Below are 13,263 nucleotides of genomic sequence, written 5' to 3'. Positions count from 1 at the left end.
GGAACGTGGACGATCTGATCTTCACCGCTTCGGGCGTGCGGCTGCGTCGCCGTTCGGAACTGGCCGACGCGGTCGCGAGCGGCTGATGCGCATCGTCTTCAGCCGCAAGGGCTTCGACAGCACCGCCGGCGGCGCGCCCTCGCCGATCGTCGAGGGACGACCGGTATCGCTGCCGATTCCGGCGAGCCATAGCTCGGTCACGACGTATGACGCGTTGGGACACGGCGCGCTGGTCGAACGCGCGACACGCGGAAAGCTGACGGGCCTGTCGCTGTGCCACGATGATCCGCTCTTCGCCGCAGGCCTCTGCTGGTTCGGTCAATGCGACGCGGCACAGGGGCATCTGCGCAAGCAGGGCGTCGGCGCGGGTGACGTCTTCGTGTTCTTCGGACTGTTCGCCGACGAAGTCTCCGGCGAACGCCATCACCGCATTTTCGGCCACATGCGCGTCGCCTGCCACGGCGCGCCGGAAATGGTGCGGCTTTCGCCGGTCTGGCGCGAACCGCCGCGCGCGCATCCGCATCTGGCGGGCAACTGGAACCACACGAACACGATCTATCACGGCCCTGGCCGGGTTGCGCGACACGCTTCCTCGAAGCTGCGGCTGACGCGTGAGGGCGGCCCGCTCAACCGCTGGACGATCCCCACCTGGCTAGGTCGGACGGGGCTGACCTATCACGATCGGCCCGAGCGCTGGCGCGGCAGCGAGCTGGATTCGGCCAGACGCGGACAGGAATTCGTCGCGCATGTCGGCGACGATGCGGAAGCGCTGGACTGGCTCGACGCCGTGGTCGCGGAGATCGAGCGTTAGCCGATCCAGTCCGCGACCTGCGCCGCGACCTCGTTCGCCGCGCGGTTGAGCGCGGGCGCGATGCTTTCGGCCTTGGGCGAAACGCCGGGCACGCTGGCCTCGAAGCGGCGCGACACGACATTGCCCGCGCCGTCCGAGCGCAGCGCGTCGAAGCGCACCACCACGCTCTGGCTGCGCGCGTCGTAGCCCATGTCGAGCAGGCGGCCGCCGAGCGTGGTCTTGCCGCCCTCGGCCGCATCGCCGGCTTCGACCACCAGACGCTTGCCCTTGGCGCGGATCGTCTCGGCTAGCAGGCGACGGAACAGCCGCGCGGGCCGCTCGACCCAGGTCGCATCCTTGAGATAGGCGATCGTCGCGTCGTCGACCTGGACGGGCACGCGCTGGACGTCGAGCCGGCGGTCGGCCTCGGGGTCAAGCACGACCAGCGCGCTGCGCAGGTTCGCCGCACCCATGTCACCCGCGGGCGCCGTCGCCTGCGGCGTCAGGCCGATGAGCTGCTTGGGCGCCTTGCCGCCGAGATTGACGCAGCCGCCCAGCAGCAGCAGCGCGGCCAGCGGCGCCGCCAGTTTGATGGATCCGCGCACGATCTGCCCCCTGTCGTTCATCGCCTTCATGGCTTGTAGTCCGGCAGCTTGCCGCCGCCGCCGACCAGGGCGCCCGCGCCCCGCTCGTCGATCTTCTCGGTTACCTGGCGCAGCGCCCGCGCCGTGGCGCGCAGGTCGCGGATCGCCGCTTCGGCCTCGGGCAGGGTCGAGCCCGAGAGCTGACGGATACCCGGCCGCGCATCGCCGACCGCGCCCTCGAGGGCATTGGCGGCCGCCTTGGCCGCGCCGAGCGTCTGGCGCAGCTGGTCCGCCAGCGCATGGCCATCCTCGCCCAGCACCTGGTCGGCCTTGCCGGCGACGCCCTCGAAAGCCACGAGCGTGCGCGTCGCCTGGCGCAGGGTGCCCTGGAGCTCGGCGATCGTCGCCTTCACCTGCGGCGTCGCATCGGCGAGATCGCCGGTCATCCGGTCGGTGTTGGCGAGGATGCCGCGAATCGACTTCTGGTTGTCGTCGGACAGCAGCAGGTTGAGCCGGTCGGTCAGGGTCGCCAGCCGCTCGAGCAGCAGCGGCGCGTTGTTGAGGATCGCGCCGAGACCGCCCTGCTTGGTCGGGATCACGGGCACGCCTTCGGGCCCGGGCTCGGTGATCGACGGCGCGCCCTTGATCGCGCCTTCGAGCATGATGTCCGACGTGCCGGTGAAGCTGCCCTGGATCGTCGCGGTGGTGCCGACGGTGATCGGCACTTCCTTCTTCACGCCGATCCGCACGCGCACGAAGCTGGGATCCTTCTTCCACAGCTCGATCGTCTCGATCTTGCCCACGGGCACGCCCGCGAACGAGACCTTGGAGCCCTGCGCGAGCCCGTCGACCGACTGCTTGAAGAAGATGTCGTAGCGGCGGTTGTCGCCTTCGCCGATGCGCGCGATCCAGATGATGAAGGCGGCGAGCATCGCCACCAGCGCCAGCGTCACCGCACCCACCCAGACGTGATTGGCTCTGGTTTCCATCGCCCCCGCCTATGCCCCCTCTACATTCGAATTGTCTACGGAATCCGCGCTTTTCGCGTCGCGAGACGCCTTGCCGCCGCGCGCCTGGCTGTCCTGTGCAGCCCGGCCGCGGGGGCCGTTGAAATATTCCTGGATCCACGGATGGTCGAGCGCGAGCAGTTCGGGGATCGTGCCGACGGCGATCACCTTCTTCTCGGCGAGCACCGCGACGCGGTCGCAGATCTCGTAGAGCGTGTCCAAATCGTGGGTGATCAGGAACACGGTCAGGCCCAGCGTCTCCTGCAGTTCCTTGGTCAGCCGGTCGAAAGCCGCGGCGCCGATCGGGTCGAGGCCTGCGGTCGGCTCGTCGAGGAACAGCACTTCGGGATCCAGCGCCAGCGCGCGGGCCAGGCCGGCACGCTTCTTCATGCCGCCCGAGAGCTCGGCCGGATACTTGGCGGCCGCCTCTTCGGGCAGTCCCGAGAGCATGACCTTGTAGCGCGCAATCTCGTGGCGCAGCTCGGGGTCGATCTCGGGATAGAACTCAAGCAGCGGCACCTCGACGTTTTCGGCCACGGTCAGGGTCGAGAACAAGGCGCCGCCCTGGAACAGCACGCCCCAGCGCGAGCGTATGTCGATATCGTCGTCGTCGCGGGCATCGGTGATCGAACTGCCGAGCACCTCGATCGTTCCGTGGTCGGGGATCTGCAGCCCGATGATCGAGCGCATCAGCACCGACTTGCCCGTGCCCGAACCGCCGACCACGCCGATGATCTCGCCGCGGTTGACCGTCAGCGACAGGTCCTCGTGGATCACGTGATCGCCGAACGAGTTCTTCAGCCCCTCGATGACGATCGGGTGCTCGCCCTTGAACGGTTCGGCCACCGCGGGCAGTTCGGCCTCGTCGACCGTCTCGGAGATGTCGTGCTCGCTCATCCCCAGCCCACCTTGGTGAAGAAGATCGCGAAAAAGGCGTCGAGCACGATGACCATGAAGATCGCCTGGACCACGGCCATCGTCGTACGGATGCCGACTTCCTCGGCATTGGCCTTGACCTGCATGCCCTGGTAGCAGCCCGCGAGCGCGATGATCAGGCCGAAGAACGGCGCCTTGATCATGCCGACCCAGACGTCGTGCATCGGCACGACCTCCTGGATCCGCGAGAGGAAGGTGAAGAACGGGATGTCGAGCGCGAAGTTCGCCAGGAAGGCGCCGCCGATGATCGCCATGACCGCGGCGTAGAAGCCGAGCAGCGGCATCATCAGCACGGCGGCGAGCACGCGCGGGATGATCAGCGCCTCGACCGGCGAGACGCCGATCGTGCGCATCGCGTCGACCTCTTCGGTCAGCTTCATCGTGCCGAGCTGCGCGGCGAAGGCCGAGCCCGAGCGGCCCGCGACCATGATCGCGGTCATCAGCACGCCCAGTTCGCGCATGGCGAGGCGGCCGGTCAGGTTGATCGTGTAGAACTCGGCGCCGAACTGCTGGAGCTGGACCGCGCCCTGCTGGGCGATGACGATGCCGACGAGGAAGCACATCAGCCCGATGATGCCGAGCGCCGAGACGCCGACGAGCTCGATCTGGCGGATCAGCGCCTTGACGCGCAGCTTGCTGGGCTTCTTGATCGTGTGCCCGGCCGAAACCATCAGCGCGCCCAGGAAGCCGACAACGCCGACCGTACCCTCGCCCCAGCCGATCACGAGATCGCCGACGGCCGCGGGCACGCGCTCGATGATCTCGGCGCGCGGCGGCGCGATGTCGGCGGTGCTGTTCGAATCCTTGATCGCCGCGATCAGCCGTTCGGCCTGGTCGCTGGCACCGACGATCTCTGCGTCGTGATCGCGCGCGGTGCGCCAGGCGGTCCAGGCGCCGACCGTATCGATCGCGCTGACGCCCGAGAGGTCGATCTTGTCGATCGGCTGGTCGAGCGCGCGCAGGCGGCGGTCTAGCGGACCGATGCAGGAAACGGTCAGCGCGCCGGTGAGCGCGATGGTGCTAGCCCCGCCCTCCTTCGCATCGGTCGTGAAGTCGGCCCATTCGCGCATCAGGCGAGGTTCATGCGGGAAAATACCTGCCTCGGCAAGTGCGGGACAGGCGATAGACGGCACCGAACCCGCCGCATCGCTTGCACGCCGCGCGCCCCGCTGGCAAAGGCGCCACCATGACCGAAACCGCTCTGGACAAGACTTTCGACCCCGCCGCGATCGAGGCGAAGTGGTACGCGCATTGGGAAGACAAGGGGCTGTTCCGCCCCGAGCGGCCCGAGGCCGTCCCCTATACCATCGTCAATCCGCCGCCCAACGTGACGGGCTCGCTGCATATCGGCCATGCGCTGGATAACACACTACAGGACATTGTGATCCGGTACGAACGCCTGCGCGGCAAAGATGCGCTGTGGGTGGTCGGCACCGACCACGCCGGCATCGCCACGCAAATGGTGGTCGAACGCCAGATGGAAGCCAAGCAGGACAAGCGCAGCAACTATTCGCGCGAGGCCTTCGTCGACAAGGTCTGGGAGTGGAAACGCGAGAGCGGCGGCACGATCACCGGCCAGCTGCGCCGCCTCGGCTGCTCGATGGACTGGTCGCGCGAACAGTTCACGATGGATCCGCATTTCACCACGGCCGTGGTGAAGGTCTTCGTCGATCTCTACAACCAGGGCCTGATCTACCGCGACAAGCGGCTGGTGAACTGGGACCCCAAGCTCAAGACCGCGATCTCCGACCTCGAGGTCGAGACGCAGGAGATCAAGGGCGGCTTCTGGCACTTCCGCTATCCGCTGGCCGACGGCGTCACGCTCGACAACGGCGCCGACCACATCGTCGTCGCGACGACGCGCCCCGAGACGATGCTGGCCGACATGGCCGTGGCAGTGAACGCCGAAGATCCGCGCTACAAGTCGGTGATCGGCAAGGAAATCCTCCAGCCGCTGACCGGTCGTCGCTTCAAGGTCGTCGCCGACGAACACGCCGATCCCGAGCTCGGCTCGGGCGCGGTGAAGATCACGCCGGGGCACGACTTCAACGACTTCGACGTCGGCAAGCGCGCGGGGATCAAGCCCGCCGACATGCTCAACATGTTCGACGCCGAGGCGCAGGTCGTCCAGACGCAGGACGGCCTCGTGCCCGAGAAGTACCTCGGCCAGGATCGCTTCGTCGTCCGCCAGATGATCGTCGAGGACATGAAGGCCGCGGGCTTCCTCGTGCCGCACGTCACGAAAAACAAGGACGGCGAGGAAGTCGAAGCCGACTTCGAACCGCGCACGATCGCGACGCCGTTCGGCGACCGCGGCGGCGTGGTCATCGAGCCCTGGCTGACCGACCAGTGGTACGTCGACGCCGAGACCTTGGCCCAGCCGCCGCTGCAGGCCGTGCGCGACGGACGGATCGAGATCGTCCCCAAGACCTGGGAAAAGACCTTCTTCAACTGGATGGAGAACATCCAGCCGTGGTGCGTGAGCCGCCAGCTTTGGTGGGGGCACCGGATTCCGGCTTGGTATGGACCTTCCCTGGATGGCGATGGCGCCCTCCAGACGGGCGACATAATCCGTATGATTGCGCCGCAAGGCAATATGCAAGAGATCGGTCGCACACGAATGGACACGACGCCATTTGTCGCGGAAACCCCTGAGGAAGCAATTGCTCTTGCACGTCAGTTTTATCCATCAGACTGTACGATCGAAATCACTGATGACCCTAACGCTCGTAGCGAAGGCAAGATCGTTCGCCTTCGCCGCGACGAGGACGTCCTCGACACCTGGTTCTCCTCGGCGCTCTGGCCTTTCGCCACGCTCGGCTGGCCCGAGGCAGACGCGACGCTCTACCAGCGGCACTATCCCAACGATCTGCTGATTTCTGGCTTCGACATCCTGTTCTTCTGGGATGCGCGCATGGCCATGCAGGGCATGCATTTCAACGAGGGCCAGGTGCCGTGGAAGCGGCTCTATCTGCACGGTCTCGTCCGCGCGGCCGACGGGCAGAAGATGTCCAAGTCCAAGGGCAACGTCGTCGATCCGCTCGGCCTGATCGACCAGTACGGCGCCGATGCGCTGCGCTTCTTCATGGCGGCGATGGAAAGCCAGGGCCGCGACGTGAAGATGGATGAGAAGCGCGTCGAGGGCTATCGCAACTTCGCCACCAAGCTGTGGAACGCCGCGCGCTTCTGCCAGTCGAACGGGATCGGCGCCTCGCAGTCGGTGGCCGCCCCCGCCGCGACCTCGGCGGTCAACAAGTGGATCATCGGCGACGTCGTCGAGACCCTGGCCGAGCTCGACAAGGCCATGGCCGAGCTGCGCTTCGACGCCGCCGCCAACGCGATCTACCACTTCGTCTGGGACCAGTTCTGCGACTGGTACATCGAGCTGGTGAAGGGCAATTTCGACGACGAAACCAAGGCCGTTGCCGGCTGGGTGCTCGACCAGATCCTCGTCATGCTCCACCCGTTCATGCCCTTCGTCACCGAGGAGCTGTGGGACAAGCTGGGTGACCGACCCTGCGAACTCATCGTCGCGCAATGGCCGGCGCCTGAGGCCGCCGTCGATACAGAAGCCAAGCGCGAGGTCGAATGGCTGATCGCGCTGGTGGGCAACCTGCGCACGGCCAAGAACGAGCTCGGCATCGCGCCGGGCGCCAAGCTCGACGCCTACCTGCCCGATCCCAGCGCGGCGACGCGCGGCATCATCGAGCGCAACGCCGCCGCGATCGACCGCCTCGCGCGGCTCAACGCGATCCAGTTCGCCCCGGCCCCCGCTGGCGCGGCCATGGCGATCGGCGCGGGCGACGCGAACATCGTCGTGCCGCTCGAAGGCGTGGTCGACATCGCCGCCGAGAAGTCCCGTCTCGAAAAGGCGCTCGCGGTCTCGCAGAAGGAGGCCAAGTCGCTCGAAGGCCGGTTGAACAACCCGTCCTTCGTCGAGAAGGCCAAGCCCGAAGCCGTCGACAAGGCCCGCGCCGACCACGCCGCCCACGCCGCCGAAGCCGAACGGCTGGCCGCGGCGCTCAAGCGGTTGGGTTGAACGTTCCTCCCCTGCAAGGGGAGGGGGACCGCCGAAGGCGGTGGAGGGGTGTGACCGCCAGCGGTTACACCCCTCCGTCAGCGACTACGCCGCTGCCACCTCCCCTTGCAGGGGAGGATCTGAGAGTCCGCTTTCCTACCCCGCCGCAAAATGAGAAAGCGAGCGCCATGCCCCTTCGCTCGCCCTCGCAATTCCAGGCTTTTGCGCGCTTGCGCCGCGCGCAAGGTGACACCTTTGCCCTTTGGAGCCTGTCACCTTTGTCACCTTCGTCACCTTGTAGCGTCACCCCATGCCGCTGATCCTCGCCACGACCGAGCCCGGCGAGCCCGAAATCTTCGCCTCGATCCAGGGGGAAGGCGCCTCGATCGGGCGCCCCTGCACTTTCGTGCGGCTGTCGCGCTGCAATCTCGCCTGCGTCTGGTGCGACACGGCCTACACCTGGCGCTTCGCCGGCGACAACCGCCCGCACCGCGACGACGAGACCTTCGACCGTGGCGAGGAGCAGGTGACGCTCTCGGAAGAGGAGACCGCCCGGCGCATCGCCGCGCTGGGCCAGCATCGCCTGGTCATAACCGGCGGCGAGCCCCTGCTCCAGGCGCCGGCGCTCGCGCGGATGGTCGCACATCTGCAGGGGCTCGTTCCCGGCACCCATGTGGAGATCGAGACCAACGGCTCGGTGCCGCCGCACCCCGCGCTCGATGCCCTGGTCGATCAGTACAACGTCAGCCCCAAGCTCTCGCACAGCGGCAATCCCGCCGATCTCGCGCTCAATCCCGATCGTCTCGCCCACTGGGCGACCGAGCCCCGCGCCTGGTTCAAATTCGTCGTGGCCGAGCCCGCCGACGTCGAAGAGGTCGTCACGATCCAGCAGGCCCATGCGATCCCCGGCTCGCGCATTTTCCTGATGCCCGAGGGCCGCGACAGCGCGACGATCCGCCAGCGGTCGCACTGGCTGGCGCAAACCTGTTCGGAACATGAATTTAATCTCACCGATCGCTTGCATATCCACCTCTTCGGCGACACCAGAGGTACGTGAGCAATGATAAGCTAGCTGAGGAATCGGGAAGAGGACCTGCAGGCCACAAGGACCTGACTCAGGGGCCGATTCTGCGTACCCTGCTCACGTTCTCGATCCCCACGCTGTTTTCCAACGTGCTCCAGACCTTCGGCGGCACGATCAACACGATCTGGGTCGGCCAGTTGCTCGGCGACAAGGCCCTGGCCGCGACGGCCAATGCCAACATGGTGATGTTCCTCGTCTTCTCCTTCGTCTTCGGCTTCGGCATGGCGGCGACGGTTAAGGTCGGCCAGCATTTCGGCGCGCGCGATTTCGATGCGGCGCGGCGCGTGTTCGGTGCCGGCACGGGCTTCTGCGCCCTGATCGCGCTGGTCGGCGGCTGGATCGGCTATTTCTCGGGCGACGCGCTGCTGCGCGCGCTCTCTACCCCCGCGGCGATCCACCAGCCGGCGCTCGAATATCTCGACATCATCTTCCTGACGATGCCCTTCGGCACGGTCTCGATGATGGTGTCGATGAGCCTGCGCGGCGCGGGCGATGCCAAGACCCCGCTCTATGCGATGATCCTGGCGACCTTGATCGGCATCGCGCTCAACCCCGTGCTGATCCTCGGCCTCGGCCCGGTGCCCGAACTCGGCATCGCCGGATCGGCCCTGGCCAATGCGATCGCCAGCCTCTGCGGGCTGCTGGCGATGGTCGCCTGGATCTATTGGCGCGACATCCCGATCCGGCTCAAGGGCCGCGAACTCGCCTATCTGTTCCCCAGCCGCGACGAGCTTGCCTATGTCGTCGGCAAGGGCCTGCCGATGGGCGGGCAGATGGCGGTGACCTCGGTCGCGGGCGTGATCATGATGGGGCTGGTCAACCGCGAAGGCCTGATGGCCACGGCCGCCTATGGCGCGCTGATGCAGATCTGGTCCTATATCCAGATGCCCGCCTTCGCGATCTCGACCGCGGTCAGCGCGATGGTCGCGCAGAACGTCGGCGCTTCGCGGCACGACCGGGTCGAGCCGATCACCATGGCCGGCGTCTATGCCAATATCCTGCTTACTGGGCTGCTCTCGGCCCTGCTGCTGCTGTTCGACGGACCGCTGCTGACCTTGTTCCTCGGCCACGGCAGCGCCGCGATCCCGATCGCCGAGCACGTCCAGGTGATCTGCACCTGGACCTACATTCTCGTCGGCATCACCATGGTGCTGACGGGCACGATGCGGTCCTACGGCGCGGTCATGCTGCCGCTGCTCGTCATGGTGATCTCGATGTATCCCGCGCGCATCGGCTTCTATTACCTGACCTATCCCTGGCTGGGCGGCGAGGCCGTATGGTGGGCCTTCCCGGCAGGCTCGGTGATTTCGGTGATCCTGACGTGGCTGGCCTATACCCGAGGCGGCTGGCGCACCAAAGCGCAAGCCCCGCGCATGCCCGAGGCCGTACCCGCCGAGTAATTACCGTCCGCCGGCGCGCCAGCGCTGGACGGTGCGGTAGACCATGTCCTCCTCGCCGCCCGAGCCGTTCCACAGCTCGCTGAACGAGGGGTCTTCCGAGGCCGGCCGCTTGTGTTCCTCGAGATCGTCGAACGAGACGCGGATCGGGATCGCGACGCCCTCGCCGCAGATGATGCACTCGCGGTTGCGAAGCGCCGGGATCGAGTCCAGGAAGCCGCGCGCGCCTTCGGGCATGGCCGCCTTGACGAAGGCCTGGTCGCGGTCGTTGTTGAGACGCATCGAGATGATCGTGCCGCACTGCGACAGCACGCCTTCGGCAAGATCCGAAGGCCGCTGCGTGATCAGGCCCAGCGAGATGCCGTATTTGCGGCCCTCCTTGGCGATGCGCGAAAGGATCTTGCCGACCGACGAGCCGTCGGCGTTCTTCTCGTTGGGAACGTAGCGGTGCGCCTCCTCGCAGACGAGCAGGATCGGCCGCGTCTTCTCCTCGCGGCCCCAGACCGCGAAGTCGAAGACCAGACGGCTCAGCACCGCGACCACGGTCGAGGTGATTTCCGAAGGCACGCCAGAGACGTCGATGATCGAGATCGGCTTGCCGCGCGCCGGCAGGCGGAAGATCTTGGCGATGAATTCGGCCATCGTGTCGCCGACCAGCATGCCCGAGAACATGAACTGATAGCGCGGGTCGGACTTGAGCTCGTCGAGCTTGGTCTTGACACGCATGTAGGGCGCCGAATTGGTTGCCTTGTCGAGCTTGCCCATCTCGTTCTGGAGAATGTTGGACAGGTCCGAGAGCAGATAGGGGATCGGCGCGTCGACGGTGATCTTGCCCATCTGCTCGGCCAGCCGGTTCTTCGAGCGCGCCTGCAGCAGGCAGCGCGAAAGGATGTCGGCGTCCTGCTGGCGCTCGTTGCCCGACGAGGTCAGGAACATCTCGCAATGCTCCTCGAAGTTCATCAGCCAGTAGGGCATCTGCAGGTTGGTGACGTCGAGGATCACGCCGTTGTTGCGGAAGGCCGCCGAATATTCGCCGTGCGGGTCGATCAGGATGACGTGGCCTTCGGGCGCGGATTCGCAGATCCGGTGGAGGATCAGCGCGGCGCTGGTCGACTTGCCGGTACCCGTCGAGCCGAGCAGCGCGAAATGCTTGCCCAGCAGCGCATCGGTATAGAGACCGGCGCGGATGTCCTTGGTCGGATAGACGTTGCCGATCTGGATCGCGGCGCGGCCATCGCTGGCGTAGATCTGCTTGAGGTCGGCCGAGGTCGCTGGATAGACCAGCGCGCCGGGGATCGGATAGCCGGTGACGCCGCGGCGGAAGGAGTGGATGCGGCCGGTCAGCCGCTCCTCCTCGCCCTCGCCCAGGAAGTCGACCGCCGAAAGGATACCGCCACCGTTGCGCTGATCCTGCTTCTGGTTGCGCACACTGGCAAGCAGCCAGGAATTGCCGACGCGGATCTTGACCTGGCTGCCGACCTGGCCGGAAAGCGCAACCGAGGGATCGCGGTCCTGCGCGCATTCGTTGAGCCGCTGCGCGTCGAAGGCGATCTGGCTGCCCGAACCGCTGACGTCGAGCACCACGCCGATCGGCTGGGTGGCGTTGACCGAAACCGCGGCGACGTCGGCGGGGCTCGCCGGCTGGGCCTTATCAAAGCCATGTATGCTCATGTCGGACATTCACCGCGCTCCAGGTATTCGGCAAATGCGTAGTAGTCAGTCGTTAACATCGCCCTAAATCGGCGCTCCCGAAGCCCCTCAGACCAGCGCGAACAGGCGACCTGCGACCCACCCCATCAGCACCGAGACGCTGACCGCGAGCAGGCCGTACCAAAAGCTCTGCTGGTCGGCGAAGCGCACGATCGCGCCCTCGAAGCCCGTCTTGCGCACCTCGACCCGGCTGATCGCCGAAGCGACCACACGGCCTTTCTGGATCGCGAAGGTTTCGGCGGTGTATTCACCGGTCGGCACGCTCGACGGCAGGGCAATGCGTGCCTGGTAGAGCACCTGCTCGCTGATCTTCACGCCATTGTCCTGCTCCTGATAGAGCTGGCCGCGGCGGTTGAGATCGACCAGCCCCGCGGCGAAGCGCTCCTGCACCGGCGTGTCGATCGTGCCGATCGGCGAAAGCTGCAGCGAGGGCAGGCCGAGTTCATAGATCGCCGCGGTCTTCTCGTCGACGATCTGACGGATCGGCCGCGAAGAGGCCACCCCGTAGAACAGCGGCGCCGAGCGGAAGCCTGTGCTGTCGACATTGATCCAGAGCCCGGCCACCTTGCGCTTCTCGCGCACCAGGATCGACTGGATCGGTCCCTTGAGCACGACCGCGATGTCGTAGTCGCGGCCGGCGCGCGTTCCCTCGGGGTTGAGGATCGCGCCGAAGAGCAGCAGTTCGGTGCCGGTGAAGCCCTGGCGCACCTGGACCGTGTGTTGCGAGACTTCAGGCACGAGGATCGGATCGCGGGCTCCGGTGAGCAGGACCAGAGCGAACAGGGCGAGCAGCCGTTTCACAACGGAGAGACCGTGAATATCTCGTCGGGCCGATAGGTCAGCCCCAGGAACAGCCGCAGCGCCACGAGCAGGACGATCGCCGCAAGCACGAGGCGCAGATAGACCGGGCTCGCCTTCTGCGCGAACTGCGCGCCGAGCTGCGCGCCGGTGACAGAGCCGAGCAGCAGCAGCGCCGCGAGCACGATGTCCACCGCCTTGGTGGTCAGTGCATGCATCATCGTCGTCGCCATGGTGACGAACAGGATCTGGAACAGCGAGGTGCCGACGACCACGCTGGCGCTCATGCCCAGGATGTAGAGCATGGCCGGCACCAGCACGAAGCCGCCGCCGATGCCCATCAGCATCGTCAGGATGCCCGTCGCCACACCCAGCAGCAGCGGCGCCAGCGGCGAGATGTAGAGCCCCGATTTGTAGAATCGCCAGCGCAGCGGCAGGCTGGCGACGAGCGGGTGATGGCGGCGCTTGGCCGCCGGGATCGGCACGCCGCTGCGCTGTGCGCGGATCGTTTGGATCGACTCGCGTGCCATCAGCCCGCCGATCGAGCCGAGCAGCACGACATAGAGCACGTTGATCACCGTATCGATCTGGCCGAGTTCCTCGAGCAGCCGGAACAGCGCCGCGCCGATACCCGTCCCCAGGATGCCGCCCGCAACGAGCACCGCACCCATCTGGACGTCGACCCCGCCGCGCCGCGAGTGCGCGAAGACGCCCGAAACGCTGGCGCCGGTCACCTGGCTCGCGGCCGAAGCCGCGGCAACGGTCGGGGGAACGCCGTAGAAGATCAGCAGCGGCGTCGTCAGGAAGCCGCCGCCGACACCGAACAGTCCCGACAGCACACCGGTCAGCGCGCCGAGCGCGACGATGATCAGGCCGTTGACCGAGAGGTTGGCGATCGGAAGGTAGACATCCATCTGAACGTCTTGTCGCGAACCCCGG

At 66.7% G+C, this 13,263-nt stretch carries 11 protein-coding genes; 4 read left to right on the top strand and 7 right to left on the bottom strand.

Annotation, left to right across the window (positions count from 1 at the left end; all coding sequences use genetic code 11):
• Positions 1–85 precede the first annotated feature (85 nt).
• On the top strand, positions 86–811 hold the full coding sequence (locus WG901_RS01340) for an Nmad3 family putative nucleotide modification protein (protein ID WP_339585224.1): 726 nt from the start codon (positions 86–88) through the stop codon (positions 809–811).
• On the opposite strand, the gene WG901_RS01335 is transcribed toward WG901_RS01340, so the two are convergent.
• Genes WG901_RS01335 through WG901_RS01320 form a run of 4 tightly spaced genes read right to left on the bottom strand, consistent with a single transcriptional unit; the run spans position 808 to position 4,387 of the window.
• Positions 808–1,395, bottom strand: coding sequence for an ABC-type transport auxiliary lipoprotein family protein (locus WG901_RS01335; RefSeq protein ID WP_339585223.1), 588 nt, complete (start codon positions 1,393–1,395; stop codon positions 808–810). The genes WG901_RS01340 and WG901_RS01335 overlap by 4 nt on opposite strands.
• 26 nt (positions 1,396–1,421) lie before the next feature.
• The gene (locus WG901_RS01330; protein WP_339585222.1) at positions 1,422–2,363 is read right to left on the bottom strand and encodes an MlaD family protein; all 942 of its coding nucleotides are present in this window, start codon (positions 2,361–2,363) and stop codon (positions 1,422–1,424) included.
• A gap of 9 nt (positions 2,364–2,372) precedes the next feature.
• Entirely contained in the window at positions 2,373–3,278 is a 906-nt protein-coding gene (locus WG901_RS01325; RefSeq protein WP_339585221.1) for an ABC transporter ATP-binding protein, read from the bottom strand.
• On the bottom strand, positions 3,275–4,387 hold the full coding sequence (locus WG901_RS01320; protein ID WP_339585220.1) for an ABC transporter permease: 1,113 nt from the start codon (positions 4,385–4,387) through the stop codon (positions 3,275–3,277). Before WG901_RS01320 ends, WG901_RS01325 begins: the two co-directional genes overlap by 4 nt.
• Positions 4,388–4,503: 116 nt before the next feature.
• Here WG901_RS01320 and WG901_RS01315 point away from each other — a divergent pair, with 116 nt between their 5' ends.
• The 3 genes from WG901_RS01315 to WG901_RS01305 all read left to right on the top strand — a co-directional run bounded on the left by WG901_RS01315 (position 4,504) and on the right by WG901_RS01305 (position 9,819).
• Positions 4,504–7,356, top strand: a complete 2,853-nt coding sequence (locus tag WG901_RS01315; RefSeq protein ID WP_339585219.1) for a valine--tRNA ligase — start codon at positions 4,504–4,506, stop codon at positions 7,354–7,356.
• 289 nt (positions 7,357–7,645) lie between these two features.
• On the top strand, positions 7,646–8,392 hold the full coding sequence (locus tag WG901_RS01310; protein ID WP_339585218.1) for a 7-carboxy-7-deazaguanine synthase QueE: 747 nt from the start codon (positions 7,646–7,648) through the stop codon (positions 8,390–8,392).
• Positions 8,389–9,819 (top strand): MATE family efflux transporter, encoded by a 1,431-nt coding sequence (locus WG901_RS01305; protein ID WP_339585217.1) that lies wholly within the window; start codon positions 8,389–8,391, stop codon positions 9,817–9,819. The genes WG901_RS01310 and WG901_RS01305 overlap by 4 nt, the downstream gene beginning before the upstream one ends.
• Here WG901_RS01305 and WG901_RS01300 read toward each other — a convergent pair whose 3' ends face one another.
• From WG901_RS01300 to WG901_RS01290, 3 genes are all read right to left on the bottom strand, one after another.
• Positions 9,820–11,496, bottom strand: coding sequence for an ATP-binding protein (locus WG901_RS01300; protein WP_417602099.1), 1,677 nt, complete (start codon positions 11,494–11,496; stop codon positions 9,820–9,822).
• Between the two features lie 78 nt (positions 11,497–11,574).
• The gene (locus WG901_RS01295) at positions 11,575–12,327 is read right to left on the bottom strand and encodes a TIGR02186 family protein (RefSeq protein ID WP_339585216.1); all 753 of its coding nucleotides are present in this window, start codon (positions 12,325–12,327) and stop codon (positions 11,575–11,577) included.
• Complete coding sequence (locus WG901_RS01290; protein WP_339585215.1) at positions 12,324–13,238, bottom strand: sulfite exporter TauE/SafE family protein; 915 nt, start codon at positions 13,236–13,238, stop codon at positions 12,324–12,326. Before WG901_RS01290 ends, WG901_RS01295 begins: the two co-directional genes overlap by 4 nt.
• Positions 13,239–13,263 lie beyond the last annotated feature (25 nt).

The organism is Novosphingobium anseongense, assembly GCF_037482895.1.
In the GTDB taxonomy this organism is placed as follows: Bacteria; Pseudomonadota; Alphaproteobacteria; order Sphingomonadales; family Sphingomonadaceae; genus Novosphingobium; species Novosphingobium anseongense.
Note: the sequence above shows the minus strand (reverse complement) of the source record. Positions and strands in the feature narration are given on the sequence as shown.

What these genes read in the sequence shown, in the direction of transcription:
- WG901_RS01330 (WP_339585222.1), bottom strand. Translation starts at nt 2,363, where the DNA reads ATGGAAACCAGAGCCAATCACGTCTGGGTGGGTGCGGTGACGCTGGCG.
- WG901_RS01310 (WP_339585218.1), top strand. Translation starts at nt 7,646, where the DNA reads ATGCCGCTGATCCTCGCCACGACCGAGCCCGGCGAGCCCGAAATCTTC.
- WG901_RS01300 (WP_417602099.1), bottom strand. Translation starts at nt 11,496, where the DNA reads ATGTCCGACATGAGCATACATGGCTTTGATAAGGCCCAGCCGGCGAGC.
- WG901_RS01320 (WP_339585220.1), bottom strand. Translation starts at nt 4,387, where the DNA reads ATGCGCGAATGGGCCGACTTCACGACCGATGCGAAGGAGGGCGGGGCT.
- WG901_RS01290 (WP_339585215.1), bottom strand. Translation starts at nt 13,238, where the DNA reads ATGGATGTCTACCTTCCGATCGCCAACCTCTCGGTCAACGGCCTGATC.
- WG901_RS01315 (WP_339585219.1), top strand. Translation starts at nt 4,504, where the DNA reads ATGACCGAAACCGCTCTGGACAAGACTTTCGACCCCGCCGCGATCGAG.
- WG901_RS01340 (WP_339585224.1), top strand. Translation starts at nt 86, where the DNA reads ATGCGCATCGTCTTCAGCCGCAAGGGCTTCGACAGCACCGCCGGCGGC.
- WG901_RS01325 (WP_339585221.1), bottom strand. Translation starts at nt 3,278, where the DNA reads ATGAGCGAGCACGACATCTCCGAGACGGTCGACGAGGCCGAACTGCCC.